Origin of the sequence: Pedobacter alluvionis, assembly GCF_003664035.1 — a bacterium.
Classification (GTDB): Bacteria; Bacteroidota; Bacteroidia; order Sphingobacteriales; family Sphingobacteriaceae; genus Pedobacter; species Pedobacter alluvionis.
The window spans coordinates 23,609-45,744 of record NZ_RCCK01000010.1; the positions used below are offsets into that span (position 1 = coordinate 23,609).

Annotated in this window: 14 protein-coding genes; 11 read left to right on the forward strand and 3 right to left on the reverse strand. The window is 40.9% G+C overall.

From position 1 onward, the window contains the following. Positions 1 to 13: 13 nt before the first annotated feature. The 5 genes from BCL90_RS00390 (at position 14) to BCL90_RS00410 (ending at position 12,299) form a co-directional block, all read left to right on the forward strand. Entirely contained in the window at positions 14 to 4,390 is a 4,377-nt protein-coding gene (locus BCL90_RS00390; RefSeq protein ID WP_121281993.1) for a CusA/CzcA family heavy metal efflux RND transporter, read from the forward strand. A gap of 12 nt (positions 4,391 to 4,402) precedes the next feature. Continuing rightward, positions 4,403 to 5,569: an efflux RND transporter periplasmic adaptor subunit gene (locus BCL90_RS00395; RefSeq protein WP_121281994.1), complete on the forward strand. Its 1,167-nt coding sequence runs from the start codon at positions 4,403 to 4,405 to the stop codon at positions 5,567 to 5,569. 271 nt (positions 5,570 to 5,840) lie between these two features. Beyond that, positions 5,841 to 6,959 carry a Gfo/Idh/MocA family protein gene (locus tag BCL90_RS00400; protein WP_121281995.1) on the forward strand — a complete coding sequence of 373 codons (1,119 nt, stop codon included), beginning with the start codon at positions 5,841 to 5,843 and terminating at the stop codon, positions 6,957 to 6,959. Positions 6,960 to 7,313: 354 nt separating this feature from the next. After that, complete coding sequence (locus BCL90_RS00405; RefSeq protein ID WP_121281996.1) at positions 7,314 to 8,378, forward strand: serine hydrolase domain-containing protein; 1,065 nt, start codon at positions 7,314 to 7,316, stop codon at positions 8,376 to 8,378. Between the two features lie 381 nt (positions 8,379 to 8,759). Then, the gene (locus BCL90_RS00410; protein WP_121281997.1) at positions 8,760 to 12,299 is read left to right on the forward strand and encodes a chemotaxis protein CheB; all 3,540 of its coding nucleotides are present in this window, start codon (positions 8,760 to 8,762) and stop codon (positions 12,297 to 12,299) included. Between the two features lie 113 nt (positions 12,300 to 12,412). On the opposite strand, the gene BCL90_RS00415 is transcribed toward BCL90_RS00410, so the two are convergent. Beyond that, on the reverse strand, positions 12,413 to 12,604 hold the full coding sequence (locus BCL90_RS00415) for a cold-shock protein (RefSeq protein ID WP_121281998.1): 192 nt from the start codon (positions 12,602 to 12,604) through the stop codon (positions 12,413 to 12,415). 296 nt (positions 12,605 to 12,900) lie between these two features. Between BCL90_RS00415 and BCL90_RS25495 the strand changes: the two genes are divergently transcribed. The 6 genes from BCL90_RS25495 to BCL90_RS00440 all read left to right on the forward strand — a co-directional run bounded on the left by BCL90_RS25495 (position 12,901) and on the right by BCL90_RS00440 (position 19,701). Then, positions 12,901 to 13,068, forward strand: coding sequence for a hypothetical protein (locus tag BCL90_RS25495; protein ID WP_208529816.1), 168 nt, complete (start codon positions 12,901 to 12,903; stop codon positions 13,066 to 13,068). A gap of 415 nt (positions 13,069 to 13,483) precedes the next feature. Next, complete coding sequence (locus BCL90_RS00420) at positions 13,484 to 14,113, forward strand: outer membrane beta-barrel protein (RefSeq protein ID WP_121281999.1); 630 nt, start codon at positions 13,484 to 13,486, stop codon at positions 14,111 to 14,113. 719 nt (positions 14,114 to 14,832) lie between these two features. After that, on the forward strand, positions 14,833 to 15,195 hold the full coding sequence (locus BCL90_RS00425) for a response regulator transcription factor (RefSeq protein ID WP_121282000.1): 363 nt from the start codon (positions 14,833 to 14,835) through the stop codon (positions 15,193 to 15,195). Continuing rightward, positions 15,192 to 16,256 carry a HEAT repeat domain-containing protein gene (locus BCL90_RS00430; RefSeq protein WP_121282001.1) on the forward strand — a complete coding sequence of 355 codons (1,065 nt, stop codon included), beginning with the start codon at positions 15,192 to 15,194 and terminating at the stop codon, positions 16,254 to 16,256. The genes BCL90_RS00425 and BCL90_RS00430 overlap by 4 nt, the downstream gene beginning before the upstream one ends. Next, positions 16,250 to 17,683, forward strand: coding sequence for a glycosyltransferase family 2 protein (locus BCL90_RS00435; RefSeq protein ID WP_208529817.1), 1,434 nt, complete (start codon positions 16,250 to 16,252; stop codon positions 17,681 to 17,683). Before BCL90_RS00430 ends, BCL90_RS00435 begins: the two co-directional genes overlap by 7 nt. Next, positions 17,680 to 19,701: an LTA synthase family protein gene (locus BCL90_RS00440; protein ID WP_121282002.1), complete on the forward strand. Its 2,022-nt coding sequence runs from the start codon at positions 17,680 to 17,682 to the stop codon at positions 19,699 to 19,701. Before BCL90_RS00435 ends, BCL90_RS00440 begins: the two co-directional genes overlap by 4 nt. Here BCL90_RS00440 and BCL90_RS00445 read toward each other — a convergent pair whose 3' ends face one another. Further along, on the reverse strand, positions 19,702 to 20,868 hold the full coding sequence (locus tag BCL90_RS00445; RefSeq protein ID WP_121282003.1) for a hypothetical protein: 1,167 nt from the start codon (positions 20,866 to 20,868) through the stop codon (positions 19,702 to 19,704). Further along, a complete protein-coding gene (locus BCL90_RS00450) occupies positions 20,868 to 22,109 on the reverse strand; it encodes a YaiO family outer membrane beta-barrel protein (protein ID WP_121282004.1) in 1,242 nt (413 codons plus the stop codon). Before BCL90_RS00450 ends, BCL90_RS00445 begins: the two co-directional genes overlap by 1 nt. Positions 22,110 to 22,136 lie beyond the last annotated feature (27 nt).

Genomic DNA, 22,136 nt, shown 5'->3' on the forward strand with positions numbered 1-22,136 from the left:
GATTTAAACGACAATGCTGAACAGAATAATACAGTTCTCCATCAGGCAGAAACTGCTGGTGGGAATTATGATACTGGCGTTGATTGCCTGGGGTATATACTCCCTTAGGCAACTGCCCATAGATGCCCTTCCAGATATTACCAATAACCAGGTACAGATTATTACTTCCTCGCCAAGCAACGGTGCGGAAGATATTGAACGCTTTGTAACCTACCCGGTAGAACAGACCATGGCCACTATTCCCGGAATAGAGGAAATCCGCTCCTTTAGCAGGTTCGGCCTTTCAGTTGTGACAGTGGTGTTTAAGGAAAATGTAGAGATTTACTGGGCCCGCCAACAGGTAAGTGAAAGGCTTGCCGAGGTAGAAAGGGCCATTCCGAAGGGGATTGGCACGCCCGAGGTTGCGCCATTAACAACCGGATTGGGAGAGATTTATCAGTACGTTATCCATCCCAAAAAAGGATATGAAAAAAAATATGATGCCACCGAGCTTCGAACCATTCAAGACTGGATTGTTCGTCGCCAGCTCCTGGGCGTAGAAGGCATAGCAGATGTGAGCAGCTTTGGAGGGTACCTTAAGCAATATGAAATTGCCCTTAATCCCGACAAGCTCAGGAGTATGGATATATCCATCAGCGAGATTTTTAAGGCGCTCGAAAAAAATAACCAGAACACTGGCGGATCTTACATCGATAAGAAACCCAATGCCTATTTTATCAGAAGCGAGGGATTGATCAACAGTATGGAAGACATTGAGAACATTGTCGTAAGGACCAATGAAAACAGCATTCCCGTGCTGATCCGAAATGTAGCTGAGGTGAGGATCGGTGCGGCCACAAGGTACGGTGCCATGACTAGAAATGATCAGGGTGAGGTAGTAGGGGCAGTAGTGATGATGTTAAAGGGTGCCAATTCTTCAAAGGTTATCGCAAACGTAAAAACCAGGATGGATCAGATTGCAAAGAATCTGCCGGAGGGCGTGGTTATCGAGCCATTTCTCGACCGCACAAAACTGGTCGACAGCGCTATTGGTACGGTGACCAAAAACCTGGCAGAAGGCGCATTGATTGTAATTTTTGTATTGGTACTGCTTTTGGGGAATTTCCGTGCCGGATTAATTGTGGCTTCTGTTATTCCACTTGCCATGCTTTTTGCTATATGCCTGATGAATCTTTTTGGTGTCAGCGGAAACCTGATGAGCCTTGGTGCTATAGACTTTGGGCTAATTGTAGATGGAGCGGTAATTATAGTAGAGGCATCTCTCCACCATCTGAGTATCCGAAAAAACAAAAACAGGTTAAGCCAGCAGGAGATGGATGTAGAGATTTTTGAATCTGCTTCGAAGATCCGTAATAGTGCTGCTTTCGGTGAGATCATTATCCTTATTGTTTACCTGCCGATTCTGGCATTGGTTGGTATAGAAGGCAAGATGTTCAGGCCAATGGCTCAAACAGTGGCTTTTGCTATCCTTGGCGCTTTTATCTTGTCGTTAACTTATGTGCCAATGATGAGCGCGCTTTTCCTGAACAAAACCATCAGCACCAAAAGAAATACCTCAGACAGGATCATGTCTTTTTTTCAAATCGTGTATACCCCGATGCTCAATTTTGCACTTCGGGCAAGGGTGGCCGTTGTAGGCATTGCAATAGGATTATTTGCCGTTTGTCTTATTATTTTCAATTACCTGGGTGCAGAATTTATTCCCACCCTTGAGGAGGGTGACTTTGCCGTAGAAACCAGGGTGCTTACCGGGAGCAGTCTTTCTCAAACGATTGAGGCAGCTACACGCGCTGCGAAGGTATTAAAGGCAAATTTTCCGGAGGTAAAGGAGGTGATCGGAAAGATTGGCTCTAGTGAAATTCCTACTGACCCCATGCCGGTTGAAGCCTGTGACCTGATCATTATTTTAAAGGATAAAGGCGACTGGACAAATGCTTCTACGAGAGACGAGCTTGCCGGAAAGATGCAGGCCAAATTGGAGCAGTATATTCCTGGGGTTACTTTCGGCTTCCAGCAGCCTATCCAAATGCGTTTTAATGAACTCATGACGGGCGCGAGGCAGGATGTTGTCATCAAGGTTTATGGAGAGGATTTTTCAAAATTAAGTACCTATGCCGCAAAGATCGGTGCCATAGCCAGGAAAATCGAGGGTGCCCAGGATGTTTATGTGGAACAGGCTTCAGGACTTCCACAGGTTATCATCAAATTTCATAGAGAAAAAATTGCACAGTTCGGCCTGAACATCGAAGATGTGAATACGGCTATCCGCTCAGGCTTTGCCGGAGAGGCTGCGGGCCTTGTGTTTGAGGGAGAAAAACGGTTCGATATGGTGGTTCGCCTGGAAAAAGAAAACAGGCAGTCGCTGGAAGATGTAAAGAATCTGTTTGTAACAGCGCCCAATGGCAACCAGATCCCCCTGGAGCAACTGGCTGATATCCAATATAGGGAAGGCCCAAATCAGATTCAGCGGGATGATGCAAAGCGGCGAATTACGGTTGGTTTTAATGTGAGGGGAAGAGATGTGGAAAGTGTTGTAAAGGAAATCGAGCAGAAGATTGATGCAGAGGTTAAGTTTTCGCCAGGGTATTATCCAACTTTTGGCGGCACTTTTGAGAACCTGCAGGCTGCCACTAAAAGATTGGGTATTGCAGTACCACTGGCACTATTGCTCATTTTATTGTTGCTTTATCTTACGTTTTCATCCGTTAAACATGCGCTTTTAATTTTTACCGCAATTCCACTATCGGCCATCGGTGGCGTATTGGCCCTATGGGTACGGGGCATGCCATTTAGCATCTCAGCTGGTATCGGCTTTATTGCACTTTTTGGTGTGGCGGTATTAAATGGTATCGTACTAATCAGTGAATTTAACAGGTTAAAAAAAGAAGGAATGAAGGATATTCATGAAATTATCAGAACAGGAACTTCGGTTAGGCTTCGTCCGGTTATTATGACCGCCCTTGTAGCCTCTCTGGGCTTTCTTCCAATGGCTATCTCGGGCGGAAGTGGTGCTGAAGTGCAGCGCCCATTGGCAACGGTTGTTATCGGCGGACTAATCTCAGCAACATTGTTAACCCTTTTGGTGCTTCCTGTGCTTTATATCTGGGTAGAAAAAATGGGTATAAAAAAAGTAAAAATAGCTCCGGTAGCGGGAATAATTGTAGTGTTTGTTACATTGTTTGGACTTCAACCTGCTAAAGCCCAGACTCCATTGACCCTTCAACAGGCGGTATCTTCGGCGCTGGAAAACAACAGGGCGATTAGCGGGGCTAACCTTGGTGTAGGGTTGCAACAGGCGCTCAGGAAAAGCGCTTTCGAAATGCCCAAAACTGAAGTTTCTATGCTTTACGGGCAATACAATAGTCTGGTTAAAAACGACAACAACTTTACCGTTTCGCAAAGCATTCCCTTCCCAACACTTTTCGCCGCAAATGCGGCATTAGGTAATGAACGCATCAAAGCAGGCCAGCTTCAGGTCGCTTCAAGTAAAAACGAGCTTATTTTTCAGGTGAAGACGGTTTACACCAATCTTCAGTATCTCTATTCGAAGGAGAAACTGTTGCTGGAGCAAGATAGCATCTATAAGGGTTTTGTAAAATCGGCTTCGCTAAAGTACAAAACAGGCGAGAGCAACCTGCTTGAAAAGGTAGCCGCCGAGACACAGCTCAAGGATGTGCAAAATCTGCTCGATCAAAACAGGTCTGACATCGAAATTTATAAAACGCAGCTTGCTACGCTTCTTGGCAAAGACGGGCTACCCCTAATCGCCGACAAGTTTTTAAGGGAAACCCCTGAGATTTCAATAGGAGATACGGCGCTTCTAAATGAAAATCCAGCCATTGCCTATTTCAGGCAGCAGATCGTGATTGCCGAAAAACAGCGGAAGGTAGAACTTGCCAAAGCATTACCCGATTTCACACTGGGTTACTTCAACCAGTCGCTAACTGGTTTTCAGAACGTTAACGGCAGTGATGTTTTCTTTGGCCGCGACAAACGTTTTCAGGGCTTCCAGGTAGGACTTTCCGTTCCCTTATTTTACAGGGCCTATTCAGCAAAGGCAAAGGCCGCATCAATTAACCGTGATATTGCCTCGAACGATCTGGAATTCCAGCAGCGAAAACTAACAGGCCAGTATCAGCAGTCCCTGGGCGAATACCTGAAAAACAGGAAACGTTACGATTATTTTATCACTTCGGCCCTGGCCAATGCGGCGTTGATCTTAAAAAACAGCCGGATTGCCTATCAAAATGGAGAAATAGGTTATTCGGAATATCTACTGAACCTTAAACAGGCGAACGGTATTTACGAAGGGTGTCTGATGGCCCTGCTCCAGTTAAGCCAGAGCATCAACCAGATTGAATTTTTAACCGGTAATAAACAATCATTTTAAAGCATTAATCTCATGAGGTCTTTATATAAATATTTTATCCTGCTATCTTTTCCATTTTATCTGGCTGGCTGTAGTAGCCCCAATGCAGAAAAGGAACCCGAAAAGGACGCTGTTCATGAAGAGCGCGATATCGTAACGCTTACTCCAGAGCAACACAAGTTATCAGAAATTACCCTGGGCGATATTGAGCTTAAGGAATTAAGCGGAACAACAAAAGTAAACGGGATGCTCGACCTCCCACCACAGAGCCTGGTATCTATTTCCACACCGCTTGAAGGGATTGTAAAAAGTACCAATATGTTGCAGGGAAAACGTGTAGCCAAAGGGGAACTCGTAGCGGTAATGCAGAATCCGGAATTCATTCAGATGCAACAAGATTATCTGGATTATAAAAGCCAGCTACAGTTCTTAAAGCAGGAACTCGACCGCCAGGAAGAATTAGCAAAGGAAAATGTAAATTCCAAAAAAGCATTGCAGAAGGCAAGGAGCGAATACCAGAGTGTAAGTGCAAGATTGCTGGGGCAGCGTTCAAAACTTTCCATTATGAATATCAGTTTTCCGGCACTGGAAAAAGGACAGATCCAGAAAACCTTTAACCTCTATACACCAATGGCGGGTTACGTTACACAGGTTAATACCAATATTGGCGCCTTTGCCAATACAACCGATGTGCTGTTCAAGATCGCCGATACCGAGCACCTGCATGCAGAGCTTACGGTATTTGAAAAAGATGTACCGAAGCTTAAGCTTGGGCAGAAAGTCCGCTTTGTACTGGCCAACGAGGAAAAGGAACGTATGGCTACGGTTTACCTCATCGGCAGGGAAATCAGTAAAGAGCGTACCGTGCAAATTCACTGCCACCTGGACAAGGAGGATACTCAGTTGCTTCCGGGTATGTATCTCAAGGCCTATGTAGAAAGTGGCATGAACAAGGTAGAAGCATTACCCGATGCGGCAATTGTGGAATTTGAAGGCAAAAAAATCGTGTTTATCAATCAGCCTGCTGCTACGGACAGTAGTATTTACCGGTATAGGATGATGGAAGTAAAAACAGGTGTTGCCGAGAATGGTTACACCCAGGTTTCTTTTGGCGGGCAAATTAATAATGCAAAGGTGGTGATTAAGGGTGCTTATGATTTGTTGAGCAAGGTAAAGAATGCCGAAGAGGAAGGACATTAAATGTTTAAGCTGGGTTTAGTGATCCTTTGGCAGGAATAATTGAATCTATTGGCTATTTAGGGGTGTTTGCGATGATACCTGCTCGTGCTATTTGCAATTAATGATTAATTTTTTAGTTCAGACCGGGCCAAAAATCATATCTTGAAAACTAAACGTAACTAACAGGTGTTAGGTATCGTAAAGTAAATCAGTTAATTAAGCGGTAAAAAATGGGCAATCGCACATATTGTTTACTATTTTTACTGAATAGGTACATAGCTATAGGATAAATATGAATACCAGAAGAGATTTTCTACAAAAAATGGGTGCATCAGCATTGATGCTGCAATTGGGGTCTATATCAGCATTTGCGAATGCTACCGATCAGATCGAACAGCCTTACGAGGGTAGGGTACTCCGGGTAGCCATCATGGGTTTAGGTGGATATGGCACCCGTGTAGCGGAGGCTTTGAAGGCCTGTACCAAGGCGAAGCTGGTAGGTGTAATTAGTGGTACGCCTTCAAAAATTAAGGAATGGCAGACTAAGTACAACATCCCTGAAAAGAATTGTTATAACTATGACAACTTTGATCAGGTCAAAAACAATCCGGATATAGATGCGATTTATGTGATTACGCCAAATGCATTGCACCATAGTCAGGTTATCCGCGTTGCAAAAGCAGGCAAACATGCTATATGCGAAAAGCCGATGGCATTGAATGCCAAAGAGGGACAGGAGATGGTTGATGCTTGTAAAAAAGCAAATGTAAAATTACTGGTTGGCTATAGGTTACATTTTGAACCTCGTACACTGGAGGTGATCAGAATGAGAAATGCAGGCGACTTCGGTCAAATTAGGTTTTTCCAGGGACAATGTGGTTTTAAAGCAGGCGACCCTACGCAGTGGCGATTAAACAAAGCACTTGCAGGCGGGGGATCAATGATGGATATTGGAATCTATGCCATTAACGGAGCCAGGTATATGGTGGGCGAAGAACCAATTTGGGTGACGGCTCAGGAAACCAAAACCGACCCTGTAAAGTTTAAAGAAGGTGTAGATGAAACCATACAATTTCAATTGGGTTTCCCGGGCGGTGCAGTAGCCTCATGCTTGTCTAGTTATAATATCAATCACCTGGATAGATTTTTTATGAGCGGCGATAAGGGCTTCGCAGAAATGCAACCTTCTACCGGTTATGGGCCGATCAAGGGTAGAACACATAAGGGTGAACTCATGCAACCCATAACTACGCATCAAACGGTTCAGATGGATGAAATGGCAACTATTATTTTTGAAGATAAAAAGCCGGTAGTTCCTGTAAATGGTGAGGAAGGTTTGAAAGATCTTAAAATTATTGATTCCATCTATGAGGCTGTAAAAACAGGAAAAAAGATCAAACTAACGGCTTAGCTAAGGGAAATTTTAAGGTGGTTTTATTGGACTAATGGGTCGCTTTGACCAACAAATTCATAAAGAAATAAGCTTCAAGGTTCATATATTGAAGGTCAGGCGGGAGCAAAATTCGTCCCAGGTAGATTCTCTGGGTGGTCTTTTGTTTTATCTGTTTTTCATAGATTTGATAGGATTGTTTTGGGTTTATACATAACAATCCCCGATTTTGTATCTATATTCTTAAAGTTATTGAATTTACAATAGCTTTATTTTCAGTACAGGGGGCATCTTGTCTGCTTTGATACCTAAATGTCACACATGTAGAGCCCTGAACAGGTAGTCAGATTTTTAACAAAAACAAACTTTAGAATAATGAACCAATTCACTACACTGATTTTATTGATGCTATTTTTTTCTACAGCATTTGGGCAAAAGACCGCCACAAATAAATTAGAAGATCTGTCAATTGCAGTAAAAAATGGTGCTTATCCTAACCTTGAGGGGCTGATGATAACCAGAAATGGCAAACGGATATATGAAAATTATTTTCATGGATTTGGTAAAGACAGTCTTCATGATACCCGTTCTGCTTTTAAGTCAGTAGCGGGCATATTAGTCGGTATTGCTATTGACAGGGGATTTATTAAAAATGTCGACGAAAAAGTATATTCTTTTTTTTCTGAATATAGGCCTTATGGAAATTGGGATACGCTGAAAGACAGTATGACCATTGAGAATTTACTTGAGATGAAATCTGGCTTTGACTGCGAAGAATGGAATGGGAGCAAGGATTGTGAAGATGATATGCAGACTAAGCAGGACTGGATAAAGTTTTGTCTCGACCTGCCATTAAAAAACAAACCGGGGACCCGGTGGGATTATACATCAATAAATGCAGTGCTTTTAGGTGGAATAATTGCTCATGCTTCACACATGACTGTTTCGGATTTTGCAGATATGTACGTTTTCAAACCCTTAGGTATCACGAAATATAGATGGACCAAAGATTCTATGGGCCATGAAACAACAGCAGGTTCCTTTTACGTTTCTTCCGGAGACCTGAATAAAATAGGACAATTAGTCTTAAACGATGGCGTTTTCAATGGTAAAAGAATAGTATCTAAAAAATGGATAAAAGTTATGACGGAAAAACGTCATAAAATTGAGGACTTTTCTAATGTTAAGATTTCTACAAACAGTGCAGCTATTCCACAGCCAACTTATTATGCTTATACATGGTATAACGAAGAAGTAAAAACTGAAAATTTTGCATACAACATTGTTTTTGCTTCGGGAAATGGAGGACAGTATATTATGGTGGTAAGAGAATTAGGCCTGGTTGTATCATTTAATGGAAACAGCTATAACTCTTCGAAGTCAAAATTGCCTTTTGACATCATGATTAAATACATTTTGCCTTCTTTTGACCAAAAATAGTTGCCTTCCTACATGAACCTAATGTGGTATTAAGTTTATGATAAAACAAGAGCGCATCAATTAAATTTTGATGAGGGCATCATTTCACATCAGGTTTATTCAATATCAGCAATTTTCCGGTTGCATGGCCGTAAGAAAGACAATCTTTATAAATATAGGCCTGTTTTTATTCCGGGCAAATTTCACGATCCTGATGGTGCAATGACTTTTAGGGTTTTAATTTGAAATGACCAGGAAAAGAAATATTATTAATATCCGCTGCCAGGTATTAAATACCTATCTTTAATCACATATTTTTCTTATTACCCCTCTTTTTGACAGTACATACCGTACTGTTTTGACCAATCGATACGATTTGGATTGCCTTACATAATACCGAGAATGAAATTGAAAGACCCTGAATATATAATTGCCATTGGCGCATCTGCGGGTGGACTTGAAGAAATCAACACATTTTTTGATCATACACCTTTGGATGGCGTATCTTATATTGTGGTTCAGCATCTTTCTGCAGATTTCAAGAGCCGGATGGCAGAAGTAGTTGCGAAACACAGCAAACTTTCAGTAGAGGAGGCAACGGAAGGGATACTAGTGGAAACCAACCGTGTTTACCTCATTCCTCACGATAAATTTATGACCGTAAAAAAGGGAAACCTCTATCTGCGTGAGAAGGAAAAAACAAAAAGCCCACACCTGACGATCAACACATTTTTTAATTCGCTGGCCTCAGACTATGGCAATAAGGCGATTGTAGTAGTACTCTCAGGTTTGGGAAGTGATGGAGCGGAGGGGCTTATTGCAATAAAAAAGGCCGGTGGAATGGTAATCGCCAGAAATCCTGAAACTTCAGCTTTTCCAAGTATGCCTTCCAAAGCCATTGCTACAGGAATGGTCGACTTTATCCTGGAGCCTGCTGCCATGCCGGGTGCTATTGAAGACTATGTGAATTACGCAGGAGAGATAAAAAAAGAAACCATAGATGATGACAAGAAATTGGCCATGATCGTTGATCTGATCAGGCAGCGTTCGCCACTGGATTTTTCTGATTATAAGCCAACTACCATCTTAAGAAGAACCAAACGCCGGGCAGCCTATCATGATCTTGCTACCCTTTCCGACTATTATGAATTTCTTAAAAGTTCACCAGAAGAGATTGAAGCACTCTCAAAGGATTTTCTCATCAGTGTAACTGCTTTTTTCAGGGACAAGGAAGCCTTTGATTACATACAGAACAATGTAATCCCTGGCCTATTGAAGAAGCTGGCCCCTAATGAAGAGCTCAAACTCTGGGTGGCAGGATGCGCAACAGGAGAGGAAGTTTATTCTCTAGCCATGCTTATTGCAGAACACCTTACCGGAGATTACGCCCTCACCATAGTTAAGATATTTGCAACCGATATAGATAGTGCCGCTCTACTTCATGCGGGTAAAGGAATTTATCAGGCAGACACGGTAAAGAATGTAAGCAAAAACAGGCTGGAACAATATTTTATAAAGGATGGGGACGGGTACCGCATAAAGCCTGTACTGCGTAAGATGGCCATCTTTGCCCAGCACGATCTGGTTAAAAACCCACCGTATTGCAACATGCATTTTGTCAGCTGCCGAAATGTACTGATTTACATGGCGCCCATACTACAGCGAAAAGTGTTTTCCATGCTCCTTTTCGGACTTAAAATGGACGGTTTTCTTTTTCTCGGCTCCAGTGAGAACCCAATGCCGATTATCGAGAATCTTAAAGTAGTTAACAAGCAGTACAAGATATACCGGAACATAAAACCTAAGCGGGCTCTCAGCTTTGATACTTTCTCTATGCCCGATGCCTTAGCGGTTAAACACCGACCGCCTTCCGATCCAGGCGAAGGGATTTATAATGATGTAAATACCCTGTTATCAGAAAAAATGCAGGGCATGCTAGCTGAAAATCTAGACTATCTTGCCCTCTGTATAGACGATCACAAAAATGTCATCAGGTCTTACGGGAACACCAATAAGTTTCTGGTTTCAAAGCACCTCACAACCAATCTTGAAAAACTGTTGCCTCAGAAACTGGCCATGGTATTTCATACTATGCACAATAATGTGATAAAAAGCGGAACAAAAGCTACGCTAAACGGGATCCAGGTAAATCAGGAAAATTCCACTATGCGGATCAATCTGACCCTGATGCCCATTGAAGGGAAAGCAACTGATCCGAAACTGATTATGGTCACATTTGTTGAAGATAAGTCATCTGTAGTATCCGAACAGGAGGCAACAGACTTTAATGAAAAAGTTTATCATGACGAGTATATAAAAAATCTCCAGGAAGAACTCAGAGACTTAAAGGAAGAGCTTAAAGCCACATATGAGCAGCTGGATGCGTCAAACGAGAACATGCAATCATTTAATGAGGAAATGATCTCGGCCAATGAGGAGATGCAAAGTACCAATGAGGAAATGCAGTCGGTAAATGAAGAACTTGACACCATAAATTCTGAATACCAGCTTAAAAATAGAGAGCTTCTGGATATAAATGATGATCTGAATAACTATTTTAGGAGCAATGTGAACGGACAGATCTTCATCAATGAGGAGCTGTTACTGATGAAGTTTTCACCTGGTACGGTAAAACAGATCAACCTCCTCGAAACCGATATCGGCAGGCCCTTGAGCAATATCACCACCAATATTAAATTCGAAACTATCATTGAAGATATTAAAAAGGTATTGGAGCATGGGGATGTCATCACTAAGGAAATCGAAACCAATAACGGTAAATGGTACCAGGTAATGACAATGCCGTATATACAGCAATCAGACCATAAAAACAATGGTGCAATTGTAACCTTTAATGATGTGACCGAACTGAAAAAAGTTCAACGTGAGCTTGACGTGAGTAACAGAACACTCGCAATGGCGTTGGATGCGGCCGAGATGGGCATGTATTCCATTGATGTAAATACCAGAGCTTTTATCCCCTCCGTGAGAATGAAGGCTTTTTTTGGCTACTCTGCTGAACAGGAAATGTTATATAGTGACGCACTTGCGAGAATAGGAAAAGAGTACCGGGAAACGTTTGCAAATGGTATTGAAAACAGTATCAGCAAGGGTGAAAAAATGGATATTGAATATCTACTAAACATTCCGTCGGACGATAAATCCCGTTGGGTAAGGTCTATCGGTAACGTTGTTTACAATGATGAAGATAAACCTGTTTATTTTGCCGGTCTGCTGAACGATGTGACGATCCATAAGGAAGATGAGATCAGAAAAAATGATTTTATTGCTATGGCCAGCCATGAGCTGAGAACACCGCTCACTACGCTGCATGGCTATATCCAGCTTATGGGATCAAGGACAAAAGACTGTGGTGATGAGTTCCTGATCAGCTCACTTCAAAAAGTTGGACAACAGGTTAAGAAGATGTCAGTGCTGGTAAACGGTTTTTTGAATACCTCAAGTTTTGAAGCGGGTAAGATTTATTTAAATCCAGAGACATTTGAGATGGGCAAACTGCTTCTGGAAACAATTGAGGATGCCAGAATTATTGTGCTTAAGCACAAAATTAAGTTTACATCTCATCAAGACTGCTCTATAACTGCAGACAGGGATAAGATCGGACAGGTCATAAACAACCTGATCAGTAATGCTGCAAAATATGCTCCCTCTGGAACAGATATTAAAATTTCTTTAACAGTTTCTGAAACTATATTGATTGTAACCGTAAAAGATCAGGGTATTGGTATCAAAGAAGCGGATCAGGAGAAACTCTTTGAAAGGTACTACCGTGCAGATGATATACAGACCAGGAAAATTTCTGGATTTGGTCTTGGTCTCTATCTGTCTGCCGAGATCATAAAGTTACACAAAGGAAAGATCTGGGTAGAAAGTGAAATTGGTAAAGGCTCTAGTTTTTGTTTTAGTTTGCCGATCAGCTAAAAGTGATACTGGATTAATGGCAGCATTAAATGCAAAATTAATTCAGGGTTTTAAAATAAAAAAACATCCGTCTTTTGGACGGATGTTCTTAACAATGTATGAAGGTTATTATCTTATCCTATCTTAACGTTGATTGCGTTCAGGCCTTTTCTGCCCTCTTCTACATCATAGCTTACAGAATCATTCTCGCGAATGTTGTCTATTAAGCCAGATACATGTACAAAAAGCTCTGCATCGCCATTAGCTGGTACGATAAATCCAAAACCTTTTGTCTCATTGAAAAATTTTACTGTTCCTTGTTGCATTATATTTTATTTTAATTATTCCAAATATAAACAAATTTATTGAAAATCAAAGCCTTATGTTTTAAGGCGCGGGCATTGGATATTGGCCAGCCCGATCTAAATGATCTATGATAGGGACGGACATCTTTTCTGGTCTTAGCGTCTCGCTACGACCTTAATATACAACATGGTCAAAGCCCGGCAGCAATGTTGGGCTTTATTATTTTTGGAGTAGTCCAAATTTGATTAGCCTGGCTTTGATTGCTCCATAAGTACGGGAATGCAGTTTGGCGAGTTGGCTAATCTTGATGCCTTCCTTGAAACATTCTGCAAGCAATTCATTTTCTTCTTACCCCAGGCTAAACCTTGAAGATAAAAAGCCGGTAGTTCCTGTAAACGGTGTGGAAGGTTTGAAAGATCTTAAAATTATTGATGCCATCTACGAGGCTGTAAAAACAGGAAAACAAGTCAAACTAACTGCTTAAAAGGGAGGGTTAGACACCTTTTACCTAATAAAGTGACAGCGATATAGCCCATTTAGTCTTAGCGAGACGCTAAGACTAAAGTCAAATTGATTATAGATAGACATTAACATAAAAGCCCATCTTTCAATGAGTTTTTAATCAGTAACGATTAATTTTATTATTAATTAAAAATCGGTTAATTGATCTGAAACTGCGAATCTTCTGCATCAGTCTAAAATTGTCTTCAGCCCCTGTAAAAATGTCTGAAAATGGGCGGTATTACGGAGTAATTTAATTCCAAATGCTTCAAAAATACCTAAAAACCGGTATAGATTGCTGTCTGCAAGGATTTTATCTTTGCCTAACCTTTTAGGAGGCTTTATGAGGCTGTCCAAAAGAAGAATTTCATTCTTTAATCAAGTTTAATCTTATCTACATGAAAAAACAATTATTTGTGCTGGCTGTCTTTATGGCTGCCGGCGTTGTTGCAATGGCCCAGTCTGCATCAAAAGGCAAAGTATTGCCCAAAACTAAAGTTGAACGGGAACGCAAGGTTTCTGTAAAAAATACGACTTCGATTAGGGCCTACGGAAAAGGCGATCAATTGCTGAATGTTGGTATCGGTATTGGCAGTCCGTTTTTTGGTTCAGGTTACGCTGCATCTCTGCCGGTAAATCCCAGTGTTTCTTTCGAAAAAGGTATTACCGACGAAATTAGCGTGGGTGGACAATTGGCTTATGCCAGTTCGAAATATGATTTAAATACGGCAGGCGCAAACTATAGCTTTAAACAGAATGCGTTTTATATTGGCGCCAGAGGTTCCTACCATTTTAACGAATTGCTTGAGCTTGCACCTAAATTTGATGTGTATGGCGGGGCGAGTCTGGGCTATGTTATTGCCAGTGTAAGTGACAGCGAGGGTTTTAATGGTGCTACAGGCAGCGGCATTGGCTTTGGTTTGTTTGCGGGCGGTAAGTATTACCTTTCTAACCATACAGCTCTTTTTACAGAACTCGGCTACCAGAGCCTGGGATTGCTTAACGTGGGAGTAGCATTTAAACTTTAACGATTAAAATATTTACTATAAGGAATTTACACAAATTATTGGCGCTATTATTACAGTCAAACTAATTATAGATAGATATTACCCAAAAAGCCCATCATTTGATGAGCTTTTTGGGCTATGAAAAAAAACAAACGAACACCCTCCGGATATTTTATTGCAGAGCACCATTGGATAAGACATTACTTAGCTAAGTAGGTCAAGCCACCATCATGGCCAATTTTACTAAAAGCTTTCGCGATAAATATAAGTGTACACCTGGTGATTTTCGGGAGCGTTAGGTGATTTTAAATAAAATAATCATTTTAATCTGAATTATTCTTTTAGGGTACTATAGCTTTACTTAAAAATACAATTGCTTTCTCAGAATGGCACGCCATGATGAATGTCTGTTATAGGTAAGATGATCAACAAACAGGTAGATAACTGTAAATTTTCATCCACAATATTCATCAATATTCATGCTTTTTAGTTGTAGCTTAAAACCTGTAGTTGTACGCTAAAAGTCCCTGGGTTTCATTCTCTGAAATTATAGACCTTCGCCGCCCTGCATGGAAAGTGGTTTCTACGCACTTTCTGCCTTTAAGTGCCAATCCGGTGCTATTTATTCAGTGTTTGGACACGGTATATTTCTTTGATAACGATTACTTATTGCGTTTGTAGCTGTTTAAATTATACATCTAAATGTATTAACTTAGCAAGAGTAATTTAATGATTTTAATATGAGGGTATTAGTTGCAGAAGACGATGAGTTAATGCTTAGGACAATTGAATTTCGTTTAAAAAAAGACGGACATGAGGTTATTCTGGCGCGTGACGGAAGAGATGCATTACAGAAAGTAGGTGATTATGAGCCTGAACTGATTATTTCTGATGTAATGATGCCTTATCTTTCGGGACTGGAAATCGTAGCAGCAGTTAAAGAAAATCGTCAGACCCCAATAATAATCCTTTCTGGAATGGGACACGAGGATATGGTACTTGAAGCTTTTCGTTTAGGTGCGGACGACTATTTAACAAAGCCCTTTAGCCCTAGTGAACTTTCTGTGCGGATAAAGCGGTTTGCAGTTATTAATCAGAGATGATTTATCTTAGAGTACTTCTATTGTTTTTCTTTGCTCTGGCGATCTGCCTGATCATATTTCTTTCTTTTTATTTATTTATTAGAAAAATCTGGAGAAGAGAATATGGGAAGTGGGATAGAATGATAGATATGTTACTTCGTAAAGCTATATTTTTTCATGAAGGCAATACCGGGCACCCGGCCTTAATTCCAGTAACCCAACGGTTCCAGGCTAACTTAAAAAACAGGAGATTCTATAATCGGTTTATAAAAAAAATTATCGCAGCAAAACGTAATGTATCGGGGCAGTATGGAGACAATCTCCGTCATTTATACATTCAGCTTGGTTTGGATAAAAAAGCACTCCGATTACTTAGAAGCCATAAATGGCATCTGAAGGCTTATGCCATTCAGCAGCTTGGAACGATGGGCCTCAAAGAGCATCTTCCCAGAATATACCGTTATACCAATCGTAAAAATGCCCTGGTTCGTATTGAGGCACAAATTGCCATATTGAACCTTCTTGGGGTCGAGGGGCTTCGTTTTCTTGATGTCACCTCCTACCAGATCACCGATTGGCAGCAGATTAAGCTTTTAAAAGAATTATCGACAGTACCCCAGGCGGAGTTGACCGGGATTGACAAATGGCTAAGCTCTGGGAATTCGAGTGTTATTATTTTTGCACTTAAACTAGCCCGAAATTATCGTCGTTACGAGCTTTATGAAAATATTGTGAGTTGCCTTGATCACAGCGAGCCTAATGTACGTAAGCAGGCAATCTCAACACTAACCGATATATACGTAGAAAACACTTCCGAAGTACTGTTGGCCAGGTTCGATGGAGAAACTTATGAAAATCAAATTGCTATCATGGATGCAATAGCTGTGATTGGAGATGTGCAAAATGTTTCTGCACTGTTTAGTTACCTGGATGCCGGGAAGGCCCAAATGAAATTTGCGGTTGCACGCGCCATTGTAAATGGAAGTGCTACTGGCCTGGAATGCCTGATGAGTGATCCCCGATCGAAAACTTACCCGCTAACAGATATGATTCCTCAACTAAAAAACGAAATGAAATGGTGAGCTGGCAATCGTTTTTAATAGATTTTTTTACTTATGGGTTGTTAACCTATTCTGTGTTACTTTTATCCTGCTACTTTTTTTTCGCTACGCTTTCGATTGGCGAAATTCGTAATTACCTGCGTAAAAATAGTTATACAGATTATGGGTTGCTTGCCGGCTCTACGCAGGCTCCAAGTGTCAGTATACTAGCACCAGCCTATAATGAGGGGGCAAACATTATTGAGAATGTTCGTTCTTTGTTATCCATTAATTACACTAACCTTGAAGTAATTATTATTAATGATGGAAGTAAAGACGATTCATTATCAAAGCTGATTGAGGTTTATGATCTTTATAAAGCTGATTTTTTTGTCAACAGCCAGATTGAAACCAAAGAAGTAAATGGTGTTTACAGAAGCAGAAAGGAAGTTTATAAAAAGCTAATCGTTGTTGATAAGCAAAACGGTGGAAAGGCAGACGCCTTAAACGTTGGTATAAACGTTTCGAGCAACAGCTATATTGTTTGCATCGATGTTGATTGTATTTTAGAGCAGGATGCTATTCTCAAATTGGCAAAACCTTTTTTAGAAAACACGAAAAAACGGGTTATTGCAACGGGTGGGGTAGTTCGTATTGCCAATAGTTGTATTGTTGAAAGTGGGCGTTTGCTCAAAGTTCAGCTTCCCAGACAGTTTCTGCCCCGTGTACAGACGCTTGAATATATCCGGGCCTTTTTGCTGGGTAGGATGGCCTGGGGCCGCTTAAATGGTTTGCTGCTCATATCTGGCGCTTTTGGCGCATTTGATAAAGAAATCGTGATCAAGTGCGGAGGATATAATCATAAAACAGTAGGTGAGGATATGGAATTGGTGGTAAGGATGAGACGATATATGCAAGAAAAAGGGATTGCACACAAAGTGAGCTTTATCCCCGATCCGCTATGCTGGACAGAGGCACCATCGACCTTTAAAATATTGGGGCGACAGCGAAATCGCTGGACCCGCGGTACCATAGAGACTCTGAAGTTGCATAAAGTCATGTTTTTAAATCCGAAATATGGCTTTTTAGGTATGATTAGCTATCCATATTGGTTTTTCTTTGAATTTTTGGCCCCATTAGTGGAGTTTTTCGGAATTATCGCCTTTATTGTTTTTGCCTGCCTGGGGGTGATTCAGTGGTCATTTTTTTTCAGCTTATTGCTTTTCATATTCAGTTTCGGATTTTTGTATTCAGTTTTTGCAATATTAATGGAGGTGCTCACTTACAACCAATACAAAACGAATAAAAACCTGATGGCATTAATTCTTACCGCTTTTCTGGAGCCGTTGATTTTCCATCCATTTATAGTATGGTCTGCTGTAAAGGGTAATATAGACCTATTGCGGAAAAAGAATTCCTGGGGAGAAATGACCAGGCAGGGATTTACAAAAGAAAAAGTTCAACAATGATCAGGCGTTTTAAATCAGCAACCATCGTTTTCCTGCAAATTGCCCTCGTTTGGCTTATTGCTTTAATTGTGATCAGAGCGCTGGAAGTTCTGGTTAATGGATTAATTCATCAATTCCCGGCTAAGCTATTTAGCTTTATGTTATGGTCATGGTTGGTAGATCTAAGCTTCTGGCTTAAATGGTTAATCTTTGAACTGATTGTATTTGTGCCGCTATTTTTTGTTCGTCCCAAACTGGCGACAATTAGCTTTAAAGTATTTGTTGCCATTATCATCTTCATTCAATTGCTTCTCTGCCAGTATTTCTCTACGGCCCTGGTGCCTTTGGGAGCCGATTTTTATGGCTATTCTTTTGCTGATATCAGGCAAACAGTTGGCGCTTCCGGTACGATAAAACTTCCTTTAATTTTAAGTTTTTTAGGGATGATTGTGCTTCTGGTAGTTACACTTAAGCGATTGCCCAAGCGTATCAAGGCTCCGTTATGGTTGGCCTGGTCTTTGCCTGCACTGTCCGTTTTTTATCTGATGACCAATGGTGAGGAACATCTTTTCAAAAAAAACTTTGAAGACCTTTTCATCAATAACCTCGCGCTAAACAAGGCCGATTACTTTTTTAAAAGTTCTTATCTTCATTTTTATCCCGGGGATGAGGATGTGGATATTTATGCCGATGCCTATATTGGGGATTATGGTAATGGTAGTATTGCACACAGTACTTTCAGTTATCTGGGTGGATCGGAATACCCCTTTTACAGGAAAGCGAATGATCCTGATGTGTTAACACCATTTTTCAACAAAGCGAAAAGTAAACCGAATGTTGTAATCATTGTCGTTGAGGGCCTGGGCCGGGCGTTTACCAACGAAGGTGCCTATCTGGGAAATTTCACTCCCTTTATCGATTCATTAGCCAATAAAAGTCTTTACTGGAAAAATTTTTTAAGTGCTGGTGGTCGCACGTTTGCAGTCCTCCCATCTTTAATGGGATCTTTACCTTTCGGTAAAAATGGTTTTCTTGATCTTGGGCGGCAAATGCCAGATCATCTATCTTTATTCAGTTTACTGAAGTTTAATGGATATAAAACTTCATTCTATTACGGAGGTGACGCAACCTTTGATAATATGAGTCTGTTTCTTCAAAAGAACCATGTTGATGAAATCAGAGACATTAAGTCCTTTCCGGCAGGTTACTCTAAACTGCCGGCAGAAAATGGATTTTCATGGGGATATGGAGATCAGGAACTATTTCAATATTATCTGGCAAACAGACCTTCAAAAGCCGATAAATCTGCGGAGTTGAACGTAATTTTAACAGTATCAACACACAATCCTTTCCTGATTAATGAACAGGAAAAATACAATTTGAGGTTTGAACAGCGCATGGTTGATTTGGGATTCGACGAAACTAAGAAAGATAATTATCGTAATTACAAACACCAATACGGTACTATTTTATATACGGATGATGCTTTGAAGAGCTTTTTTAACAATTATAAGAAACGGGAGGACTACAGCAATACCATTTTTGTAATTACGGGAGATCATCGTATGCCTGAAATCCCAATGAGTAACAAGATAGACCGCTATCATGTGCCTTTGATTATTTATTCGCCACTGTTAAAGCGTAGTGCACAGTTCGCATCCATATCTACACATTTTGATGTAACCCCAAGCTTGCTTGCGTATCTTCAGTCAGGCTATGGTATAGACTTACCGGGCACTGCAAGCTGGATCGGGTCGGGGCTTGATACTGCCCGCTCATTCAGGAATGTTCACAGTTACCCGCTTATACAAACCAAAACCGAGACGATTGATTTTATCCAGGATTCATATCACCTCAATGGCACATCGCTTTATCAAATAGGTGAAAATATGCAAGAGGAGTTAGTAAGAGATGACGTGAATTACGAACGCATAAAAAATGCATTCGAAAATTTCAAGCGAAAAAATGCGGGTTTGGGTTCAAAGACCAGCGTGCTGCCACCATCTATCATTCAGAAATACAGCCCGGTAAAGAAATAGCTATTTGTTGTTGTACCCGCGTTCCTGATCAAGGATAGTGGTCATCATTGGGCGATAAAAATTCCAAAAGAAGCTGGATCGTTCCATCGGGTTACTGCTGTCGTAGAATAACCATTTGAAGGCACCAATTCCTCCGAAATAAGAGGAAGACAAGCTTACTGGATTGTCGCAGAAATCTCCGGAGAAGTAATAGAAGCGATAATCGGTATTTTTGTGCATTAATACTGCAGGAAAAACAGCGGTAAGGCCATTTGCTTTCAACAGCGCCTGCCCTCTTGAGTTAACATCCATTCGGAAGCTGGCAACCTGGGTATTGATTGCTTTGTCCGGCTGAATGACGTCAAACCAGAATGCATATTTAATCTCTTCAGGCAACCCCAGTACTTTTTGTCCGTATTCACCACTGATAATATGCGGCATTGGGTTTTTTAAGTCGCGGCCATCCTCCAGAATGATGACCCTATCCTGATCGCTAACCAAAGCAATGCCCGATTTTTTAAATGGCCAGTTGTTGTTGTTTGCCCGTTTGTAATTATTAATGAGCCACTTTGGAAGTTCTTTATTTTTTGCTGTATCAAGGTTTTCAAAATAACGGCCTGTCCAGCCGGTCCAATGCATTGCGAACATATTCTCGAACTGCTTTCTGGTTTCTTTGCTTGTTGGACTTCCAATGCTATTAAATTCTGTAATAATGAGTTTTCTTTTTTGCTTCATCTGCTTTAGTAACTCAATATCCTGGCTGCTCATCCCGCCATAAACCATCCCCGAACGTTCATTATTATTCTTTTGGGTATACCATTCGTTTCGATAAATCCCATAGGTATCAGTAAAATAAACCAGGTTGATGTCCTCACTTAATTGCTGTAATTGATCATTATTAAACCGCTCCAGTCCTTTCAGACGGAATTTTTCTTTCTCCAAAGGGAAGAAACCAAAATAATCATGATCTATTTTATAAAACTTGCTTGCTGTTTTCGTTAGTTTCTGATGATTTAGCACCCATAAGAAAGAGATATGTTCCTGGCCGGCTGGTGTTAAAACTGTTTTATCGATTATTGCAGCAACCATTTTAGTTTTGGGCTTTAAATACCAGCAGAGCCACATTGTTAACGGAATGCCGGCAACAACAGCAAGGGCAATCCATGGTTTCTTTATCTTTTTTGTCATTAGAAACGTCTTATGTAGCCAATCCCCAGATCAAGTTGGTTACCTTTGGTGTTAAGTCTGTATTCCTGGTTCTCCAACCCGAGGTTAACGATGAAGATATTAAGCGATTTAAACGCTTTCCGGTAACCAAGCGTAATATTATTTGAACGAAGCTTGTAAGCTGTGTTTCCGATTAAAATATTATTTTGGGGGTCATCTGGTGATAAACCAGTGCCCAGCCGAAGGCTAAAATAATCATCAGCACCACCGAAATAATATCGGGTGGTTAAGGCGAAAGACTGAGAGACCTGATCGTTGGAAGGGGTTAAAAAAGTCCTGAAATTAAACCAAAAGTTTTTATAGTATTTCCCTATAGATGCAGTATAACTCCAGGTTGATTCGCCAAACGTTAAATAGCGAAATCCAGCTTCAGCTTCAAAGCTTGCCGGTAGGTTTGCATACAATGAAAAGCCTGCACGGTAATGAGGAAATACCCCTATGTCGTTAGAGTAACCGCCACTGATGTAAGCCTGAAAGGTATCTGATATACGAGGATATGCATCTACCTCGAACTGAAGGCCGTTGCGGTTAAAACGATTCGCATAGTTTACTCTTCCGGTAACCGAGCCCAATTTGGTTTGCCTGCTATAGTCTATACTCACAATGTGCCAGGGATCATCGAATTGTTTATCGAAGTATACAAAGTCGTAATTGAGTCCTATTTTGTTTTTGGAAGAATTTTCCCTTACTCTTGCTGCAAGTGTACGTGCCTCAGTAAGGTTAGGCGATCGTTTTAGTACCTCTTCAATAGTTGCATTCGCTTCGGTCCATTTTTTTAAGCTGTTCAGTATTTTAGCTTTTAACAGCAGAAGCTCATCGTCAGCAGGATGGAAAGTAAGACCTTTATTCACGTTGAGCAGGGCCTTTTCATTATTGTCTTCCCAAAATTCGAGGGTAGCATTAGCAAGATGCGCGTCTTTATTGTCGGGTTGTTTTGCTAAAACCATGGCAAAAGCTTGCCTGGCACTATCAGGCTGCTTGCTCCAGGTGTAAACCCTGCCTAAAAAAATCCTGATATCAGCATAGTCCGGACTTTTGGCTAAGGCCTTTTTGCTGAGTGCTATGGCTTTAGTATAGTCTTTTGATTTGAAGGCTGCTGCCCTGGCTTGGGTAAACAGCTCGTCTGAACTGCCATCCTGCGCTTGCAAGAAAGTTGAGAATAGTAGACCTGAGAATAGTAATAAATAGAATTTAGACTTCATGATAGCAAAACTAGATTTTAGCAGACA